Annotated in this window: 22 protein-coding genes and 1 pseudogene; 12 read left to right on the top strand and 11 right to left on the bottom strand. The window is 69.8% G+C overall.

What is annotated here, in order from left to right; translation table 11 throughout:
- Nucleotides 1-4 precede the first annotated feature (4 nt).
- The 3 genes from IEY87_RS34580 to IEY87_RS34570 form a co-directional block, all read right to left on the bottom strand.
- Nucleotides 5-1417 carry an FAD-dependent oxidoreductase gene (locus IEY87_RS34580; protein ID WP_225277914.1) on the bottom strand — a complete coding sequence of 471 codons (1413 nt, stop codon included), beginning with the start codon at nucleotides 1415-1417 and terminating at the stop codon, nucleotides 5-7.
- Nucleotides 1418-1441: 24 nt separating this feature from the next.
- Nucleotides 1442-1588, bottom strand: coding sequence for a hypothetical protein (locus IEY87_RS34575; RefSeq protein ID WP_189143043.1), 147 nt, complete (start codon nucleotides 1586-1588; stop codon nucleotides 1442-1444).
- A 115-nt stretch (nucleotides 1589-1703) separates the two neighbouring features.
- Nucleotides 1704-2045, bottom strand: coding sequence for an ArsR/SmtB family transcription factor (locus IEY87_RS34570; protein ID WP_189143042.1), 342 nt, complete (start codon nucleotides 2043-2045; stop codon nucleotides 1704-1706).
- Between the two features lie 53 nt (nucleotides 2046-2098).
- On the opposite strand from IEY87_RS34570, the gene IEY87_RS34565 reads away from it, so the two are divergent.
- The gene (locus IEY87_RS34565; protein ID WP_189143041.1) at nucleotides 2099-3166 is read left to right on the top strand and encodes a flavin-containing monooxygenase; all 1068 of its coding nucleotides are present in this window, start codon (nucleotides 2099-2101) and stop codon (nucleotides 3164-3166) included.
- A 112-nt stretch (nucleotides 3167-3278) separates the two neighbouring features.
- Here the strand turns inward: IEY87_RS34565 and IEY87_RS34560 are convergent, their stop codons facing one another.
- The 3 genes from IEY87_RS34560 to IEY87_RS34550 form a co-directional block, all read right to left on the bottom strand.
- On the bottom strand, nucleotides 3279-4310 hold the full coding sequence (locus IEY87_RS34560) for a DUF4158 domain-containing protein (RefSeq protein WP_189143040.1): 1032 nt from the start codon (nucleotides 4308-4310) through the stop codon (nucleotides 3279-3281).
- 274 nt (nucleotides 4311-4584) lie between these two features.
- Nucleotides 4585-5982 (bottom strand): MFS transporter, encoded by a 1398-nt coding sequence (locus tag IEY87_RS34555; protein ID WP_189143039.1) that lies wholly within the window; start codon nucleotides 5980-5982, stop codon nucleotides 4585-4587.
- A 25-nt stretch (nucleotides 5983-6007) separates the two neighbouring features.
- Nucleotides 6008-6466 carry a MarR family winged helix-turn-helix transcriptional regulator gene (locus IEY87_RS34550; protein WP_225277913.1) on the bottom strand — a complete coding sequence of 153 codons (459 nt, stop codon included), beginning with the start codon at nucleotides 6464-6466 and terminating at the stop codon, nucleotides 6008-6010.
- Nucleotides 6467-6817: 351 nt separating this feature from the next.
- Between IEY87_RS34550 and IEY87_RS46225 the strand changes: the two genes are divergently transcribed.
- Genes IEY87_RS46225 through IEY87_RS34535 form a run of 3 tightly spaced genes read left to right on the top strand, consistent with a single transcriptional unit; the run spans nucleotide 6818 to nucleotide 8775 of the window.
- Entirely contained in the window at nucleotides 6818-7471 is a 654-nt protein-coding gene (locus tag IEY87_RS46225; protein ID WP_225277912.1) for an NUDIX domain-containing protein, read from the top strand.
- The gene (locus IEY87_RS34540; RefSeq protein WP_189143038.1) at nucleotides 7468-8406 is read left to right on the top strand and encodes a hypothetical protein; all 939 of its coding nucleotides are present in this window, start codon (nucleotides 7468-7470) and stop codon (nucleotides 8404-8406) included. The genes IEY87_RS46225 and IEY87_RS34540 overlap by 4 nt, the downstream gene beginning before the upstream one ends.
- Nucleotides 8407-8457: 51 nt before the next feature.
- Entirely contained in the window at nucleotides 8458-8775 is a 318-nt protein-coding gene (locus IEY87_RS34535; protein WP_225277911.1) for a GNAT family N-acetyltransferase, read from the top strand.
- A 99-nt stretch (nucleotides 8776-8874) separates the two neighbouring features.
- On the opposite strand, the gene IEY87_RS34530 is transcribed toward IEY87_RS34535, so the two are convergent.
- The gene (locus tag IEY87_RS34530) at nucleotides 8875-9882 is read right to left on the bottom strand and encodes a phosphotransferase enzyme family protein (protein ID WP_189143037.1); all 1008 of its coding nucleotides are present in this window, start codon (nucleotides 9880-9882) and stop codon (nucleotides 8875-8877) included.
- A gap of 318 nt (nucleotides 9883-10200) precedes the next feature.
- On the opposite strand from IEY87_RS34530, the gene IEY87_RS34525 reads away from it, so the two are divergent.
- From IEY87_RS34525 to IEY87_RS34515, 3 genes are all read left to right on the top strand, one after another.
- The gene (locus IEY87_RS34525) at nucleotides 10201-10431 is read left to right on the top strand and encodes a BtpA/SgcQ family protein (RefSeq protein ID WP_189143036.1); all 231 of its coding nucleotides are present in this window, start codon (nucleotides 10201-10203) and stop codon (nucleotides 10429-10431) included.
- A 157-nt stretch (nucleotides 10432-10588) separates the two neighbouring features.
- Entirely contained in the window at nucleotides 10589-10822 is a 234-nt protein-coding gene (locus IEY87_RS34520) for a phosphoheptose isomerase family protein (RefSeq protein WP_189143035.1), read from the top strand.
- Nucleotides 10823-10983: 161 nt separating this feature from the next.
- The gene (locus tag IEY87_RS34515; RefSeq protein WP_189143034.1) at nucleotides 10984-11883 is read left to right on the top strand and encodes a hypothetical protein; all 900 of its coding nucleotides are present in this window, start codon (nucleotides 10984-10986) and stop codon (nucleotides 11881-11883) included.
- Here IEY87_RS34515 and IEY87_RS46220 read toward each other — a convergent pair.
- Nucleotides 11841-12239, bottom strand: coding sequence for a hypothetical protein (locus IEY87_RS46220; RefSeq protein ID WP_225277910.1), 399 nt, complete (start codon nucleotides 12237-12239; stop codon nucleotides 11841-11843). The two genes, IEY87_RS34515 and IEY87_RS46220, sit on opposite strands and share 43 nt — an antisense overlap.
- A 66-nt stretch (nucleotides 12240-12305) precedes the next feature.
- Nucleotides 12306-12965 (bottom strand): transcriptional repressor LexA, encoded by a 660-nt coding sequence (gene lexA / locus IEY87_RS34505; RefSeq protein WP_189143033.1) that lies wholly within the window; start codon nucleotides 12963-12965, stop codon nucleotides 12306-12308.
- Nucleotides 12966-13214: 249 nt separating this feature from the next.
- Between lexA and IEY87_RS34500 the strand changes: the two genes are divergently transcribed.
- Nucleotides 13215-14108, top strand: coding sequence for an alpha/beta fold hydrolase (locus IEY87_RS34500; RefSeq protein ID WP_189143032.1), 894 nt, complete (start codon nucleotides 13215-13217; stop codon nucleotides 14106-14108).
- Here the strand turns inward: IEY87_RS34500 and IEY87_RS46215 are convergent.
- Nucleotides 14036-14686, bottom strand: coding sequence for a hypothetical protein (locus IEY87_RS46215; RefSeq protein ID WP_225277909.1), 651 nt, complete (start codon nucleotides 14684-14686; stop codon nucleotides 14036-14038). The two genes, IEY87_RS34500 and IEY87_RS46215, sit on opposite strands and share 73 nt — an antisense overlap.
- Here IEY87_RS46215 and IEY87_RS46210 point away from each other — a divergent pair.
- Nucleotides 14685-14999 (top strand): hypothetical protein, encoded by a 315-nt coding sequence (locus tag IEY87_RS46210; protein ID WP_225277908.1) that lies wholly within the window; start codon nucleotides 14685-14687, stop codon nucleotides 14997-14999. The genes IEY87_RS46215 and IEY87_RS46210 overlap by 2 nt on opposite strands.
- A 227-nt stretch (nucleotides 15000-15226) precedes the next feature.
- Here the strand turns inward: IEY87_RS46210 and IEY87_RS46205 are convergent, their stop codons facing one another.
- Entirely contained in the window at nucleotides 15227-15511 is a 285-nt protein-coding gene (locus IEY87_RS46205) for an ATP-binding protein (RefSeq protein WP_225277907.1), read from the bottom strand.
- 18 nt (nucleotides 15512-15529) lie between these two features.
- On the opposite strand from IEY87_RS46205, the pseudogene IEY87_RS47325 reads away from it, so the two are divergent.
- The 3 genes and pseudogenes from IEY87_RS47325 to IEY87_RS34485 form a co-directional block, all read left to right on the top strand.
- Nucleotides 15530-15955 (top strand): annotated as a pseudogene (locus tag IEY87_RS47325) (DNRLRE domain-containing protein); the annotation flags it as partial.
- 217 nt (nucleotides 15956-16172) lie between these two features.
- Nucleotides 16173-16430, top strand: coding sequence for a S1 family peptidase (locus IEY87_RS46200; RefSeq protein WP_225277953.1), 258 nt, complete (start codon nucleotides 16173-16175; stop codon nucleotides 16428-16430).
- On the top strand, nucleotides 16427-16873 hold the full coding sequence (locus IEY87_RS34485) for a hypothetical protein (RefSeq protein WP_189143030.1): 447 nt from the start codon (nucleotides 16427-16429) through the stop codon (nucleotides 16871-16873). Before IEY87_RS46200 ends, IEY87_RS34485 begins: the two co-directional genes overlap by 4 nt.
- Nucleotides 16874-16916: the final 43 nt, after the last annotated feature.

Here is a 16916-nt window from a genome sequence, read left to right as displayed (position 1 = left end):
CCTTTCAGCCGCAGCAGCCGCCGGACTCGGCAGTGGCACCGACGGTGGCGAGGGGGAGCGGGGTGGACAGCAGGCCGCCACTGATGCCGGTGGCCAGGCCGACCCGCTGTTCCTGGGCCTCAGCGAGGTTGGCGGAGCACACGCCGGTCTCGGGCAGGTCGAGCTGCACGTCCCGGGCCGCCTCCCAGTCCCCGGCCAGCGCCGCCACGACCGAGCGGACCTGCTCGTAGCCGGTGGCCATGAGGAACGTCGGCGCGCGGCCGTAACTCTTGACGCCGACCGCGTAGTAGCCGGGCTCGGGGTGCACGAGCTCGTCGACGCCGTGGGCGGGGACGGTGCCGCAGGAGTGCTGGTTGGGGTCGATCAGCGGGGCCAGGGCGCGGGGGGAGCCGAGCACCGGGTCGAGGTCGAGGCGGAGTTCGGAGGCGATGGAGTGGTCGGGTCGGTAGCCGGTGGCCGACACGATCCGGTCCACGGTGACGCTCTGCTCGTGGCCGGAGGGGGCACGGCTGACCACCTCGACGCCCTGGCCGGTGGCGTGGACGCGGTGGGCGAAGAAGCCGGTCAGCAACTGGATGCGGCCGGAGGTGACGTGGGCGCGCAGCCGGGTGCCGAGCGCGCCACGGGCCGGCAGCGCGTCGGCCTCGCCGCCGCCGTAGGTGCGGGTGGCGTCGGCGGCCCGGATCGCCCAGGTGATCGGGGTGTGCTCCAGTTCGGCCAGCGCGAGCAGCGTGGTGGCGGCCGAGTGGCCGGCGCCGACGACCAGCACTCGCCGGCCCTCGTAGCGGTCGCGGTCGGCACCGAGGACGTCGGGCAGGGCGTGGTCGACGAACACCTCGTTCTCACCGTGGGCGGGCAGGCCGCTCGCGCCGAGCACGCTCGGGCTGGTGTAGGTGCCGGAGGCGTCGATGATCGCGCGTGCCTGCAGTTCGGTGCCGTCGGCGAGTCGGATCAGGAACGGCGCGTCGTCGCGACCGGCGGTGCGGACCCGGTCGTAGCCGAGGCGGCTGATCGCGCTCACCTTCGCCCCGAGCCGTACCTTGTCGCCGAACAGCTTGGCCAGCGGGGCGAGGTAGTCGTCGATGAGCTCAGCGCCGATGGGCAGCCACTCGGGGTCCGGAGCACTCCAGCCGTCGGCCTCCAGGAGGCGGCGGGCCGCAGCGTCGATGTTGTACTTCCACGGGCTGAACACCCGCACGTGGCCCCACTGGGCCACCGAGGCGGCGATGCGGTCGCCTGCTTCGAGGATCGTGTAGTCGATGCCGCGCTCGGCCAGGTGCGCGGCGGCGGCCAGGCCGACCGGGCCGGCGCCGATCACGACGACGGGCAGGTTGCCCGATTGCCCGGAGTCGGTCTGCTGAGGGGTGGCGAACTGCTCGATCTCGACGGCAGCGGTGCCGCAGCAACGGTCACTCATGACGGCTCTCCAGATGGGCGCGGGTCAGCGGAAGGACAGGGAAAAGGCGCGGGCGCGCTCGATGGCGGCCTCAGCGCGGCAGGTGCGGTCGCACACCTCCGCGGTCGCCTCGTTGAAGGTGAAGCCCGAGATGTCAACGGGGCGGCGCAGGCGGGTGAGCAGAGCGCGCATCGCGCACCTCCTGAATAGAAGCTCATCTAAACAGGTCAGATTCTGAACCACTGATTAGAGGATTGTCAAATTAGATGCCTGCCTAAGCTGTGAGGCGCGGCCGCCCCTGGGCGGGTCAGCCGCAACCACCGGCGGAGGGGGCATCGTCCGGCGGGCAGCAGGCGGCCAGGGCGGCCCGCAGGTCGGCCAGCGCTTGCCGTACCCCGTCGGGGTTGGCGCGGTAGTAGACGGTCTTCCACTCCCGCCGCGAGGTGAGCACCCCGCCCTCGCGCAGCGTCGCCAGGTGCGTGGAGGTGGCCGACTGGGCCAGCGACAGGCGCTCGGCCACCTGGCCCACGGTCAGCTCCACCCCGCCCTCGAACAGGAACAGGATCTGCTGGCGGGTGTCGCTGGCCAGGGCCTTGAGGAAGCCGCGCGCCGCGTCGGTGAGCTGGATGCCACTGCCTGCCGTCTGCATGGCACGACTCTACCGTATTGTCATTTCTGGATATGAGGATATGATACGGCGGCATGGACACCATCGTCATCGGCGCCGGACAGTCCGGCCTGGCCGCCGCCCGCACCCTGCGCGCCGCCGGCCGCACGCCCGTCATCCTCGAAGCCGGCCCGACGCCCACCGGCTCCTGGGCCGGCTACTACGACAGCCTCACCCTGTTCTCGCCCGCCCGCTACAGCGCCCTGCCCGGCCAGGACTTCCCCGGCGACGGCGACCATTACCCCACCCGCGACGAAGTCGTCGCCTACCTGCAGCGCTACGCCGACGGCCTGGACGCCGAGATCCGCACCGGCATCCGCGTCACCGCGGTGGAAGCCGACGGCGCGGGCGGCTTCCTCGTCCACACCGCCGCCGGGGAGACGCTGCGCACCATGGGCGTGATCGCGGCCAGCGGCTCCTTCGGCAACCCCTACATCCCCGCCCTGCCTGGCCAGGACGGCTACACCGGCCAGGCCCTGCACGTGGCCGACTACAAGAGCCCCAAGCCGTACGCCGGGCAGCGCATCGTGGTGGTCGGCGGCGGCAACTCCGCCGTCCAGGTCGCCCACGAACTCGCCGAGGTGGCCGCCGTCACCATCGCCTCCCGCCGGCCGCTGCAGTTCTTCCCGCAGATCATCGGCGGCAAGGACGCGCACTACTGGCACACCACCACCGGCTTCGACACCCTGCCACCCCACTGGCTGGCCCGCATCGCCACCGGCACCCTCGTCATGGACACCGGCGACTACGCCGCCTCAATCGCCGACGGCCGGATGGACCGGCAGCCCATGTTCACCGCCCTCGACGCCGACCAGGTCGTCTGGGCGGACGGGACTCGCAAGCACGTCGACACCGTCATCTACGCCACCGGCTACCTGCCGCACCTGGACTACCTCGCCCCGCTCGGCGCCCTCGACGAGAACGGGCTGCCGCTGCACGCCGACGGCATCTCCACCACCCACCCCGGCCTCGCCTACGTCGGACTGGAGTTCCAGCGCTCGTTCGCCTCCAACACCCTGCGCGGCGTGCACCGCGACGCCGAACACGTGGCGGCGCCGCTGGCCGCCTACGCCGGCGGCGCCCTGGCCGCCTACGGCTTGTAGCGCGGGATCGGCAGGCGGCCTCGCCGCCGCCCGCCCCGCTCCCGCTGCCGGCACGGGACTGTCCCATCAGCTCCCCGGGGCGGGCGGCCTCCCCGTCAGGTCCAGCCGTCGGTCAGGGCGAAGCCGCACGGTCCCGTACGGGGTCATGTTGGTGTGGAAGAGCGGGGTCAGGCCCCACCGGTCGACCACGCCGAACCCGATGATCGAAGCGCCATGAGAATCGACTTAGTTGGTCTCCACGGTCATGTTCGTCTCGTGCCGCATCGCGTTGGCGTTGGCGATCGTCTTGGCCACCTGCCGCGCCCCGGCCACCGACAGGAAGCGGCGCCGGGAGTAGCGCAGGTCCTCCTCTGAGTAGGGGTGCTCGCCGGAGGCGACCGAGCGGATCCCCGCACCGGTGCCGATGCGCCCGCAGATGGCTGGGCGCCTCGGCCGCGACCCGGGCCCGCCAGGCCAGCAGCACGCCCGGCGCGACATCGTCGAACAGACCCTCGGGTAGCCCGACGGCCTCGATCGCCCCGAGCTTGAATGCCTCCCGTTCCATTGTCTTGACGCTGACGTTGCCAGGCTCCTCCCGGATCGCCGCGAACACGTCCGCGCCCTCGGGGTCCGCCTCCTCCAGCTCTTCCTCACCCTCGTCGGTGACGGGGCCGTCAGTATGTCCCTGGTCTGCTCCCCGTTCACCGCACCCGATCTCATCGGAGTCCTTGCCATCGCCAGCGTCCTCGTCGTCGCTTCGGCTGGTGCGCGGGGCGATCAGTGTGAACATGCGCTCGACCACCTCCGTCTCGATTCGCGAGGCGATCCGCAAGGTCAGGGTCTTCTCGGCCTGCTCCAGCGCCGAGCCGATGATCCGCTGCAGCCGTAGTTTGGACGGCGGCTCGATCTGCTCTTCCTTCAAATGGTTCAAGAGCGCCACGCGAACCCGGTCAGAGCGCCGCTCGGCCTTACAGACGTTGCCGGCCAGCCACTCCGCACCCTTCTCCGCGTCCTCTACTCCGCAGTCGCGGAAGCCGGTGAACTTACGGATGTCGGTGCGATGGTCCTTGCTGGTGCGCCCGTCCCACTCGTAGAACGCCAGGTCCGAGGCTGGGACCTTGACCGCCCTGGCAACGTAGTCGACTGCCGCGCGGGAACCGGCCATGGAGTTGATGGAACTTGAGCATGAGCGCGAAGCCCAGTGTCGTGGGCCCTCGCCGCCCTGTCAGCAGGTTCATCTCCTCATCGAGGAGCGTCCAGTTCCCGACCACCTCGTCTTGGTCAACGCATCCAGCATGGGTAGCTCCCATCAGCTGCGTTCGCCGCCTGCGATCGCGATCGCTGCGGGAACTGTACGGACTGACCGGACACCCGCAGCCGCACCAGCGAAAACCAACTGAAGATCGATCAGGACGGTGCGCTCGGCGATTCCGGCGTCCTTACGGGTTGGTCCCGGACGAGCGTCGACGGGCGAGAGCGAGGCTTGTCAGCGTCGTGATCGCCATGGCGCCGATGCCGACCAGCGCCGCGGTGGTGTAGGCGCTGTCGTCGGGGAAGAGGTGGCCGGGGCCGGTGCCCGCGGCGAGGATCAGGCCGCCGAGGGCGCTGCCCAGGGAGTACCCGACGCTGCGGACGACGTAGTTGAAGCTCATGGCGCTCGACGTCTCGCTCTTGGGGGTGACGGCCAGGATGACGCCGGGCATCGCGGCCGAGAAGCCGCCGACGCCGACGCCGAGCACGCCCATCGCCGCGAACAGTTCGGCCAGGTCCGACCGGGCCGCCGCGAACAGGGCGAACCCGCCGCCGACCACGACAGCGCTGCCGGCCAGGAGCAGGGGGTCGGCGATCCGCGTCCGGACCCGCGGCGTGAGCTTGCCGGCGACGAACCCCAACACGGAGAACGGGATGAGGACCAGCCCGGCGACGAAGGTCGTCAGCCCGAAGCCGTAGCCGGCGCCGTGCGGCGTCTGCGCGTACCGGGTGATGAGCGTGAGCAGGAGGTACATGCCGATCCCGCCGACGAACATGGCGAGGTTCGCCCCGGCGACCGCCGGGTGCCGCACCGCCCGTACATCGACCAGGGGCGTCGTGCTGCGCAGCTCGATGACGGCCCAGACGCAGAGCAGCACCACCGCGACGACGGCGAGGCCCGCCGCCACGGCGAAGTGCCGGCTCCACAGATTCCGTTCGCCGGCGAGGAACAGCACCAGGAGCAGCGCAGCGGCCAGGACGACCGCGCCTGCCACGTCCACGTGGGCGGAGCGGCCTTCGGGGGCTTCGGGCATGGAGCGCCACGCGGTCAGGAGGGCGGCGGCGGTGACGACCAGGCCGAGGCCGTAGGCGGCCCGTACCCCGCCGAGGTCGGCGAGCAGTGCGGCCAGCGGGTAGCCGACGCCGGCCCCGATGATCGAGACCACCGAGATCAGGGAGATCACGGCCGGGCTGCGCTCCTCGGGGAGGTGGTCCCGGGCCACGCCCATCATCAGCGCCGTCAGCCCGAGCCCGACGCCCTGGGCCGCCCTGCCGGCCAGCAGCCACGCGAACGGCAGCGGCAGCACGGTGAGCGCGCTGCCGGCGACGACGACCGCCAGCGTGGCGAGGATCGTGGCCCGCCGGTGCGGGCCGGCTCCGAGCCGGCCCAGGACCGGCGTGGCGACGGCGCCGCTGAGCAGCGCGACGGTCAGCGTCCACTGCGCGCTGCCGAGCGAGACGTGGTACGAGGTCGCCACGCTGGTGATGAGCGGCGTCCCGAGGCTGGCGACCGCCGCCACGACCAGAGCGATGAACATCAGGGCGGGGACCAGCAGCCGCGCCTCGGAATGCGTGAACGCTTTCACCGCGACCCCGCCGACCGGCTGCCGGTCACTGCTTCGGCCCTTCGCGGTCCTGGTTTTCGAGCTCTGCCAGATGCTTCAGCGCCGGAAGGGCCGCCACCAGCGCCTCGACCTCGTCGCCGGTGAGCTCGCCGATCAACCGCTCGAACGCGTGGACGCCCGCCTGGCGCCGCCTCCGGACATAGGAGGCGCCGGCCTCGGTCAGGCACACCAGCGTGACCCGCTTGTCGGACGCGTCGCCCCGCCGCTCGACCAGGCCGGACTCCTCCATCACCCGGACCACGGCGGTCATCGCGGGTTGGGTGACGCCCTCGACCACGGCCAGATCGGTGATGCGCCGCGGGCCGGTCCGGTCCAGGGTGGCCAGGGTGGCGGCGGACGTCAGGCTCATGTCCCGGGGCAGGCGTCTCACGGCCCTGGTGGCCAGGCCGTAGAGGGCCGCCCCGATGGCGGCGGACGCGCCAGGAGCGGTGTCTTGACGACTCATGCTCGAAGCATAGTACTTTTATATTCATAGTTTATGGAAATGGTCGGCCGGCCGGGTTCAGCTTCGCCCGCAGCGGCTCCAGCTCGTCCCGCACCTCGGCCAGTTGCTCGACCGGCTCCTCTGCCAGCAGGTCCAGCTCGGCACGTCACATGGCGATCCGCTCCAGCATCCCCTCATCCGTCATGACACTCCAACAGATCGTGGGTCACCGCTGATCTCGCCGCGCTGATCGAGCGGCGACCGGAGAAGCGCGACCGCATCCGCGCCATCGACCGGCACAAGGTCCAGACCATGCTGGCCGAGCGGGATGTGCGCCCACCACGCGGGTAGGTCCGGGGCCACATCAGGGGCATGGCCGTTAAGACCGTCCTGGATCAGAATGTGCCGATGACGATCTCCGCTGACGACTCCGGTCCGGTCCGGATCGTGACGGCCGTTCTTCGCGACGGCGATCGGGTGTTGCTGTGCCATCGAAGCGCCGGACGCCGTTGGTATCCCGACGTGTGGGACCTACCTGGCGGTCATGTCGAGGAGGGGGAGGATCCGAAGGAGAGCCTTGTCCGCGAGCTTCGGGAGGAGTTGGGAATCACGGCATCGGAGCCGTCCGGCCCGCCGATGCATGAGATCCGGACCGCGACGTTCGACATGCAGATCTGGTTGATCGACAGGTGGACAGGAACACCCGTCAACGCCGCGCCGGACGAGCACGACGCTGTGGCGTGGTTCAAGACGCCCGACCTTGACAGCCTGCGCCGTATCTCTCGATGCTCACCACCGTGCTCGTCACATGACATCGCTCCGGAAGCCAGGGGTGCGCGCTCATCGGCAGATCCGGACACCACCGGGGCTCGGCGAACGTCATTGTGTCTAGTTGTCCTGGCTGGAGCGGACCTTCGGCCTCGCCCCGCCGACGGCCCGGCCACCGTCATCGCGAGCGCGCGGGCCAAGCTCAGCGACCGCCTGGCTGGAACGTCTGGTGTTGTTCGTTCGTCGTCCGAAGTGTGACGAGCTCTTCAGATCTTGACGAGCGGCTGCGCGCGGCAGCCGCCCGAACGCACCGGGCCGACCACCTGCGGCGCCGGCGCGCGGCCACCGTACAGCAGATCCAGCAGGCCCACCACACGCTGGCCGGCCTGGAGAAGGACCTGTCCAAGGAGGAGGCCGACGTCACCCGCCTGGAAGGCGGGCTGACCGCTTTCCTGGCCCGCCTGGTGAGCCAGCGCGAGGAGTTGCTGGACCGCGAGCGTGCCGAGGCCGCCGCCGCCAGGCAGCGGCTCGACGGCCACCGGGCCCGGCTTGCCCAGATCGAGGCGGACGCGCAAGCGATCGAAGCCGAGCTGGCGGGACTCGCGACGGCCCCGGTGGAGTACGAGAAGCTGCTGGCCGAGAAGGAGCGGCAGCTCCTTGCCCGCGGTGATGCCCGCGCCAGTGAGCTGGCGAACCTCGGTGCCGCCCTCGGCCGCGTCTCGGCGGAGCTGCGCGAACACACCGAGGCGTACCAGGCCGGGCAGGCCGCACTCCACGCGCTGGCCCAGGTGCTCGGCTACCTCGGCTCGGCCAAGGGCGCCTCCACCTGGGACCTCTTGGGCGGCGGCCTGATCGCCGACGCTGTTGAGCACAACCGGCTGCGCTCCGCCGATGAGGCCGCCTGGCACGCCCAGCGGGCCCTGGACGTCTTCTCTCGCGAACTCGACGACGTCGGTGTCTCCGCGCGTGCCCGCCTGCCCAAAGTGGACACGCGGTGGTTCGTCGACACATTCTTCGACAACATCATCACCGATGTGCTGAAGCATCAGCGCATCGAGAACACCCGCGCCGAGGTCGAGCGGACGGCCCGATGGGTCCAGGACGTGGGGAAGCACCTGCGGCACCGCAACGCCGAACTGTCCAAAGAACGAGCGCGACTGCTGGCCGGGCGGGAGGAGTTGCTGCGCGGTTGAGGCGTACGGAGGAAAGCGGCAACCATCCGCACCTGATCCATCTCACCGTCAATGGCTGTCCTCGAACGTCAACACGCAGACTTGCAGGCCCGCCGAGCAGGGGTGGCCTCCCGCGCGCTGACGGCCTTGAGCGTCTGGGCACTGGGCGAGGCTGGTTTCCACCGTCTGCATCTGGACCACTCGACCCGCAACCACGCCTCCTGTCGGGTCGCCGTCAGATCCGGGTTCCGCCTTGAGGGCACCAAGCGCAGCGATGCCGTTCACGCCGACGGCCGGCACGACATGCAGCTGCACGCCCGCATCCGAGGCGACGAGCAGTTCGGCTCAGCGAAGCTGATGCGCGCAGAAGATCGGGATCGGCCGGGATGACAGGAGTTCCGGCCATGAGCGGATCTTGAACTCTCTGACCTGCGAAAATATCGAGGTATCAAGCTCCGTCGTGGGGGTCGCGTCAGCCGTACTTCCGAGTCACCCGTGCCCGCCGGCGGCGGCGAGTGACCGGAGCTTTCCGCTGTTGGCGTCGAGCCAGTGGGTCGTGTCCTCCAGCTTGCGGATCCGGTCGGTGACCTCGCCGAGCTGTGCCTTCCCGTTCAGCCACCGGCCCGCCCGCGACAGGGCGCTGCCGACCGCCCGGGCGAGGAGCAGCCGGGGCAGCGCGTCGGCCTCGGCGGCGTCCAGCGGGCGGACCGAGGCGTATCCCCGGAGGAAGGCCGCCGTGCGGAGCTGCCAGTCCCGAGTCTCCAGGGCCCCGCTGAAGAACAGCGCCGCCATCATGTCCTGGACCAGGAAGCCGACCCCGGCGAACTCAAAGTCAAGCAGCCCGCTCACCTCCCCGGTGTCCTCGTCGACCAGCACGTTCGAGGCCGCCAGGTCACCGTGGATGACCTGGGTCGGCAGCGCGCCGCCACCCGCAGGCCACTCCTGCTCGACGCGGCGCGCCACGGCGTCGAGGCGGGCGACCCGCTCCGCGCTGATCCCGGCGGCGCGCAGCTGACGGCAAAGGGCGCCGAAGTGCGGCACGGCGGGGTGCGTCAGAGGATTACCGCGCCAGTCGCCCAGTCCGTCTTCTGGCGGCACGCCCAGCATCGCCTCGCCGAGCAACCCGGCCGCCCGGCCGAAGCGCTCGAGTGCCGTCTGGCCCGTGAGGTCGGGCCGCACGCCGGGGATCCACCGGCAGACGGTGGCGGGCCCGGCCGCGGTCTCGATCACTGTGTCTCCGCTGGGCGCGGCGACTGGTTCAGGCACCTGGAAGGGAAGTCCGGCCTGCCGTAGCCGTCGCAGGATCCGGTGCTCGGCGCCCACCTGGGCGGCGGTCTGGGTCTGGCTGACCCGGAGCACGAATCGGAGGCCCCCCTGGCGGAGCATGAACGTCTGGTTGTTGGTCCCCTGCTCGGCTCGGATGATCGTCGTGCCCGGGGGAAAACCCCACGCTGCCGTCAGCGTGGCCGGGAACTCCAGGTCGGCGGGCGCGCTCACGCGCCAATTTTGGCAGCATGCCCAGGCCGGCGCGCAACCGGATATAGGCGCCTTCAGCCCATGGCTGGAATTTCTGTCATCTCGGGCGAACCCGAAGATGAGGTGTGGGTGGCGAGGTTTCTGATCCATTCACTTAGAGGGTCCTTGAGATTGGGCTCGAAGGCAGGCTGATTGAGGAGTTTCGCGACCTCCTTCAGGAAGCGGGGGCGAGTGTGTCGATTGGCTGCGACAGCCCGCCAGTGGGGCGAGACCATGAGGCTGGTCTATCGAATGCGCTCCGAGTGGAAGCTCGCGACGTAGGCAGGGTCGTCATGGCCAATGCGTTTTCAGTCGGGCGATATCAGGATCGCAGCCGTCCGCGCCGCCGCTCCCGGCCTGTCGATCATCCTCGCCGGGCACACCCACCACGCCAACGCCGCACGGCTGGTCGGCTCGGACGATGGCGCCGACGGAGCGTTCGTCGGTACCTGCCTGAAGAGCGACGGCTGGGGCAGCGCTATCGACCCCGGCCGGGTCACGTCCTACATCGAGGCCGTCCGCGCCCGATGACCAGCCAGGAGGGAGTCATGCCCGTCAACTACCAGCTGGATGAGGTGACAGCCCAGGTCGGCGCGCTGGCGCCGCAGCCGACATCATCGAGGCCACGACGGCGCTCGTCCGGCCGCTGTGTCATGAACTGGGCACGCGTATCGCCGATGCCGCCACCGTGACCGTACTCGGCAGCGGCCCTGGGCACGGTACCGCGGCCTTCACCGCTGCCAAGCTGGTCGAGGCCGCCGGCCTAGCCGCCACGAGCCAGGACCTGGAGGAGTGGGAGCACGGCGACGCCCACGCCCGGCTCGCCGACCTGCCGATCGTGGTGATAGCCCCTCCCGGGCGCACGCTTGACCACAGTATGGCCGCCCACGCCCGTGTCGTCTGCCCGTCGCCGGCAGCGTAGGCGAGCCGTTGTCCCCGCTGGTCTACCATCCGTTCGCCGGGTACCTGGCGTGCTTCATCGCGGCGCGACTTGGGCGACAGCCGTTCCAGCGCCCGTGACCTGCCTGGCCACCGCATCAAGGATGAAAGAACTGTGACCGCAGGCCAAGAAGGGACACCTTCATGAACTCACGGACGAGCGATCGCAGTCGAGCGTTGCCCCGGTGGGATGTGGTCGAGCAGCGCAATGTGCCCAAGCAGGCCGGCCGGGGGGAGGATCGGCTGGTAGTGATCGATGGCGATTCAGGGGTTTCGTGCGCCGCGGTGATCGACGGAGTCACCGACAAGTCGGGGCGCGATTACGGGGGCATGACCGGCGGGGCCCGAGCCGCTGATTGCGTCGCCGCGTCGCTCCGCCGCCTGCCGCCCGACACCCCGCCGCAGGCAGCGGCCGACGCCATGACGACGGACCTGGCGCGGTTACGTCGTAGCTGGGGGATCGCCGATGATGACCCTCTGGCCCCCGCTGCGGTCGCCGCGGTGTTCCTGCCCGCGCAAGGAGTGATCTGGCGGGTGGGCGATGTGCATGTGGCCATCGGCCGTGGCGCGAGGTGGGAAACGCGACCCGCGGACAAGCTGATCGACCGAGTGCTGGCCGGGACACGGGCGGCCTATCTGCACTGTCTGCTCGCAGAGGGACACGATCTGGACGAGCTGGTCGCCGAGGATGTCGGACGCGCCCTGGTGTTACCCGTGCTCAAGCGGCAAAGCCTGCTGGCCAACTGTGAGCACGCCGGCCCGTTCGGCTATGGCGTCTTGGACGGCAGGCCGGTTCCTGCACGGTTCGTCGAAGTCTTCCCTCTCGACCAAGAGGTGGACCAGGTGGTTCTGGCGAGCGATGGCTACCTCTCTCCCGCAGGCGACCTCGCTACCGCCGAGCGGGAGCTTGCCGAGTCTCTGCGGGTCGACCCCATGCGCATCGGCGTCCACGCCGCCACGAAAGGGCTGGCTCCGGCGGCCACGAGCTTCGACGACCGGGCCTATATCCGGCTCCAGACCTCGCAGCGCCCGGGGCCGGGGTGATGATCGTGGCCTCCGTTCCAGCTCTTGGCGCGGCGGACATCGGCAAGCCGGTGCGGCGGCGCCAGTGCCGTGACCGCATACGTTCGCCGGGTTGTCGACCGCACTGCTCTTTCCACGTCTTGCGCCCAAGTCCTGATCACAGAACTACTCCGGCGCAGGCTCTCGATTTCGGCGGCCAACACGGCCCTCTCGCGCACATGGGTGTAGTACGTGGTCGCATACTCGTCGTCGATCATCGGGAGGACCTTCTCGAACACCGGCGTCAGCCGCGTCAGGCCAGAGCGGCGCTGTTCGCTGAGCGGGCCTGCAAGGACGCCCGAGGCGAAGCCGTAGGCATCCGCGTCGAGCATCACCATGTCCTCGCCCTCGATATCGAGGCCGCGGCAACCGGGTGGGAACGGCCGCCCTGCGGAGGCAGGTGCTCAGACGCTGCGAAGGACCGAGACCACGATGCCCAGCACCACGGCGCCGTCGCCGTCGATGACGTCGTAGAGGGGATTGCGCGGTTCGAGATGGACGTGCCCGTCGCGTCGGCGGTACACCTTGACGGTGGCCTCACCGTCGATCATCGCGGCGACGATCTGACCGGAGTGCGCCTCGGGCTGCTGCCGTACGACGACGATGTCGCCGTCACAGATCGCTGCGTCGATCATGGAATCGCCCCGCACCCGAAGGCCGAACACGTTGCCCCGCCCGGTGAGACCGCGGGGGAGCGTCAGCGTGTCGTCCACATACTCATCGGCCGGGATGGGACTGCCTGCGGCGATGTCTCCGACCACGGGCACGGTCACCAGGTCGTCGGCCGGTTCAGGCGGCGAGGCTCGCAGGAACCGACGCACGTCGATCGGCCGGGTCATCGTCGTGCCCCGGCGAAGAAACCCCTTGTCCTCCAGGCTCCTCAGGTGCCTCGAGACCGACGAGGACGACCGCAGTCCGACCGCGTGGCCGATCTCGCGTGTGCTCGGGGGATACCCGTATCTGACCACCCAGTCCCGGATCGTGACCAGGATCCGCTGCTGACGCTGCGGCAGGGCCGAGAAATCCAGGTACTCGAACGTGTCATGATCGTCGTAGGTGGTCACATGCGCAATGCTAGAGGCCGGGCCGAGGATCGCACTCGGCTACCGCCTGGGATGATGAGGAGGGCACGAACGCCCTGGTCAGCGGGTTGGTCACCGCCGTCATCGCAGGCGAGGCTTCCCCGCAACCGACATCCGACCGTACGTCACCCCTCCTTTGCGTACGGCGGACATAAGGCTTGATTTGTGTGCTGAGGGGAAAATCTGCCATCGGGCTAACGCTTTATGGGGCTGCGATGAAGGAGACCGAAGGTGTTCTCAGGCTTTACCGGACTCGACATCGAGGTCAACGGCGTGCGACTTCGCGGTCGCGTCGGCCCGGATCCGCACAAGGCCCCGCTGCTGTTGCTGCACGGGCACCCGGAGTCGCATCTGATGTGGCACCGTGTCGTGCCGGCGCTCGCCGAGGACTACTTCATCGTCGCTCCGGACCTGCGCGGATACGGTGACTCGGGCCGGCCGGCGCCGAGCCCGGACCATTCCACGTACAGCAAGCGGGAGATGGCCCGCGACTGCATCGCGCTGATGGAGGCCTTGGGGCATCAGCGGTTCTTCGTGGCGGGCCACGACCGCGGCGCCCGGGTGGCGGCGCGTCTGGCCGCCGATGCGCCCGGCCGGGTCATCCGGGCGATGCTCCTGGACGTCGCACCCACCCTTGACATGTATGAGGACACGAGCCTCGCCTTCGCAACCGCCTACTGGCACTGGTTCTACCTCATCCAGCCCGCCCCGATGCCCGAGACCCTCATCGGCGCGAACCCGCGAGCCTACGTCGAAGGCGTCATGGGCGCCCGCCACGCGGGGCTGACCCCGTTCCCGCAAGAAGTGCTCGACCACTACGTCTCAGGATTCGACGGAGCCGACCGAGCCCGCGGCGCCTGCGAAGACTACAGAGCCGCCGCGACCATCGACCTTGAGCACGACCGCCTCGACCGCGCCGAGGGCCGAAAGATCGAACCCCCGCTCCGCGTGCTCTGGGCCGAGCACGGCGTCATCGAGCGTCTGTTCCGCCCGCTCGAGCTCTGGAGCAACATCGCCCGAACCGTGTCAGGCCATGCCATCGACGCCGGCCACTACCTCCCCGAGGAGCGGCCGGAGGACATCGTCGACGAGATGCGCGACTTCTTCATCGTCGACGAACCCTGATCCACACCCACCCATGCGACCTTCGCACCGGATGGGGTCGGCGGTGATGCGGACGGAGATCTCCTCGCCCAGGCGCACGTAGCGGCCGAGGCTGGCCAATGAGGTGCGTTCCACCGGTCGGCGATGGTGGCGGCCTGAGCGAAGTGGGTGGCGGCCTCGTCGTCGTGGCCGAGGAAGACGGCCAGCTCGCCGAGGGTGTGGGCGACCGGGCGCAGCTCCACGGACAGGCTCGTGGCGTCCGGCGGGGGACCGTCGCAGCGCGCAAGCAGCGTCGCGTAGATCTCCTCGGCCGCGGCGCGGTCGTCCAGGGCGATGGCGGCCATCGCGCGGACGGTCGTGAGGAAGGTGAAGAAGTAGTCGGGCCGGATCGGGTCCGAGGCGTGTACCCGGCGGGCTTCGTCGATCAGGCCGTTGGCGTGCAGGGCGAGGACCAGCAGGTCGGAGGCGATCGGGCCGAACGCCTCGTGGAAGGCGCGCACCTCCTCCAGGTGCTCGCCGAGCGTGCCGTTGTTCACCCAGATCGCGGCCAGCGCGAGGCCGAGGAAGCCGACGGCGTGCAGGGATCCGGCGCGCCGCATGCCGTTCGGCGTCGGCGAACCGGCCCTCGATGAGGGCCAGGGTCGCCAGCACCACTTCGGCGACGCCGATCGCTTCGGGCAGCCGGTAGGTGCGCGCGAGGTCGAGGGCCTCGGCAGCCGCGCGGCGCATGGTGGCCGGGTCGTTGGCCCCGGCGGCGGCGCTGGCCTGGTTGAGCAGCCCGGTGACGCGATAGACGGGCAGGTCGTGCTCGGTGCCGATCGCCACCAGTTCGCGGCAGAGGTTGTCGCGTTCGGGCAAGCCGCGGTGGCCGCCGGTAAAGATCTGGAGGGCCGCCGCCCGCAGGCGGGGTGAGGTGGCGAGGTCGAGCAGCTCCAGCGTGACGACGTCCGCCCAGTGCAGGTCGTCCAGCACGACGGCGACCGGGCGTTCCGCGGCGACGGCCGCGAGCCACTTCCACACGGCCTGACGCAGGCGGAACCGTCCCGCGGTGGCGTCGACGTTCACCGGCTCGGTGTCCGTGAGCAGCGGCGCAAGGTCGTCCGCGCACTCGCCCGGGGACCTGGTCGCGGCAAAGCCTCTCAGCGCCTCAGTCCAGGCCCACGCGGGCGGCGCCTGTCGACCTCCGAGCAGTGGCCGACGGCGACCAGCCATCCGTCACGTTCGAGCCGCCTGCCGAGGCGTTCCAGAAGCGTCGACTTGCCGAGCCCGGCCTCGCCGGTGACAAGGGCGATGCGCGCTCCGTCGGCGGCGGCCTCGGCAGCGGCCGCGACCAGTGCCGCCAGCTCTTCCTGGCGTCCGACGAACGGCGCCTCGGTAATCGGAACCGTCTGCGGCAGCGGGACAACAGGCGGTGGCAGGAACATGGCAGCGGCCTGACGTTGATGGCCGGCACCGATTCGGACGGTACCAAGAGCCGGGCGTACCTGAAGTTCGACACCTCACCCCTGGTAGGACAGCAGATCAGTAACGTGACCCTGTCGCTGCTCAACATCGACGGCCCGAGCTGCGGGTCACAGGTGAGCGACGGCATCCAAGTGCGCCGGGTCACGAGCAGATGGAGCCCGGCGACGGTGACCTGGGCCGAGCAGCCGACCAACACCACCGAGAACGCCGTGACCAACCGCAGCAGCGCGGGCGGTTCGTGTGCGCCGACGCCGATGACGTGGGACATCACCGCGATAGCGAAGCAGTGGGCTACCGACGTGGGCAACTACGGGCTGGTGCTGATGTCGCCGACAGAGCGGGCGGCCCGCAACCACCGCGTCTACCCGTCGTCAGAAGACAGTGACTTCAACGACCCTCCGAAGCTCACAGCGACGTTCTCGCCTGTCGGCGACCCGGTCGTGGTGAGCCCTGCCGGACCCGACGGGCCCACGCCAACGCCAACACTCTGGCGCCGCCCTACTTCGACCCGGCGGCCGGGCAGGTCGTCGCACCGGCGACGTCGGCGGGCAAGGACATCGCGGGCTTTCCACGGGGCAGCTCTGCGGATGGAAGGTCACCGACATCGCCTGGAAGATCGACATGAAGAGCGAAGACGGCAGCAAGACAGAAACAGTGCGCTGGGTTCAGGTCGGCAAGAAACGCGGCAAGTGCGTCATCGACGGCGACTCGGGTGGACCGGTTTACACCTTCCGATCCGACGGCTCGGTCGTCGCCAAGGGCGTCACCAGCGGATCCAACGCCGACCTGAAAACACCGGTCAAGGACACCTGCGTCCACACCTTCACCGACTTCCATGACGTAACGAAGGCCGTCGGCAAGGACATCTACAAGAGATGAATTCACCGGGCCCGTTCTCCCTCCTGCGCGCCAGCTGCATCCTGGCCCTCACGATGCTGGCTGCCGCCTGCGCGCAGGCGGCAGCCAGACCCTTCGACGCGCAGGTATCCGTGGTGGAGGCGGCCCCTGGGGGACGGGCCATCACCCTGCACGCCGACGGAGTCATGGGATCAGGCGGCACAATCTGTACTGCGGTCGAACGGGCCGAGGCGGTCGAGTCAGCGACCAGCGTCACCGTGCGGGTGGTGCTGCGCTACATCTGCCCTGATACCTCCGACGTGAAGATAGAGACCGGTGCCGACCAAGCCGTGCCCATCACGCTGAAGGAACCGTTGGGCCGACGCAAGGTACTCGACCAGGAAGGGCAGGAAATCCAGGTCTGCCCCTCCACCTCGGGCTCATTCATCGAGACGATGCGGCAGTGCCGCGAAGCGCCTCGTTGACACCCCGCCCGGTTCTTCGAAAGCGGGGTCGAGGAACCGGGCG

The sequence above is a fragment of the Nonomuraea glycinis genome (genome assembly GCF_014646515.1).
Taxonomy (GTDB): domain Bacteria; phylum Actinomycetota; class Actinomycetes; order Streptosporangiales; family Streptosporangiaceae; genus Nonomuraea; species Nonomuraea glycinis.
Note: the sequence above shows the minus strand (reverse complement) of the source record. Positions and strands in the feature narration are given on the sequence as shown.

Excerpts from the sequence above, each read along its gene's own strand:
- IEY87_RS34580 (WP_225277914.1), bottom strand. The coding sequence starts at position 1,417 with ATGAGTGACCGTTGCTGCGGCACCGCTGCCGTCGAGATCGAGCAGTTC.
- IEY87_RS34575 (WP_189143043.1), bottom strand. The coding sequence starts at position 1,588 with ATGCGCGCTCTGCTCACCCGCCTGCGCCGCCCCGTTGACATCTCGGGC.
- IEY87_RS34570 (WP_189143042.1), bottom strand. The coding sequence starts at position 2,045 with ATGCAGACGGCAGGCAGTGGCATCCAGCTCACCGACGCGGCGCGCGGC.
- IEY87_RS34565 (WP_189143041.1), top strand. The coding sequence starts at position 2,099 with ATGGACACCATCGTCATCGGCGCCGGACAGTCCGGCCTGGCCGCCGCC.
- IEY87_RS34560 (WP_189143040.1), bottom strand. The coding sequence starts at position 4,310 with ATGGCCGGTTCCCGCGCGGCAGTCGACTACGTTGCCAGGGCGGTCAAG.
- IEY87_RS34550 (WP_225277913.1), bottom strand. The coding sequence starts at position 6,466 with ATGAGTCGTCAAGACACCGCTCCTGGCGCGTCCGCCGCCATCGGGGCG.
- IEY87_RS46225 (WP_225277912.1), top strand. The coding sequence starts at position 6,818 with ATGGCCGTTAAGACCGTCCTGGATCAGAATGTGCCGATGACGATCTCC.
- IEY87_RS34535 (WP_225277911.1), top strand. The coding sequence starts at position 8,458 with ATGGCTGTCCTCGAACGTCAACACGCAGACTTGCAGGCCCGCCGAGCA.
- IEY87_RS34525 (WP_189143036.1), top strand. The coding sequence starts at position 10,201 with ATGCGTTTTCAGTCGGGCGATATCAGGATCGCAGCCGTCCGCGCCGCC.
- IEY87_RS34515 (WP_189143034.1), top strand. The coding sequence starts at position 10,984 with ATGAACTCACGGACGAGCGATCGCAGTCGAGCGTTGCCCCGGTGGGAT.
- IEY87_RS46220 (WP_225277910.1), bottom strand. The coding sequence starts at position 12,239 with ATGGTGATGCTCGACGCGGATGCCTACGGCTTCGCCTCGGGCGTCCTT.
- IEY87_RS46210 (WP_225277908.1), top strand. The coding sequence starts at position 14,685 with ATGCCGTTCGGCGTCGGCGAACCGGCCCTCGATGAGGGCCAGGGTCGC.
- IEY87_RS46215 (WP_225277909.1), bottom strand. The coding sequence starts at position 14,686 with ATGCGGCGCGCCGGATCCCTGCACGCCGTCGGCTTCCTCGGCCTCGCG.
- IEY87_RS46205 (WP_225277907.1), bottom strand. The coding sequence starts at position 15,511 with ATGTTCCTGCCACCGCCTGTTGTCCCGCTGCCGCAGACGGTTCCGATT.
- IEY87_RS46200 (WP_225277953.1), top strand. The coding sequence starts at position 16,173 with ATGAAGAGCGAAGACGGCAGCAAGACAGAAACAGTGCGCTGGGTTCAG.
- IEY87_RS34485 (WP_189143030.1), top strand. The coding sequence starts at position 16,427 with ATGAATTCACCGGGCCCGTTCTCCCTCCTGCGCGCCAGCTGCATCCTG.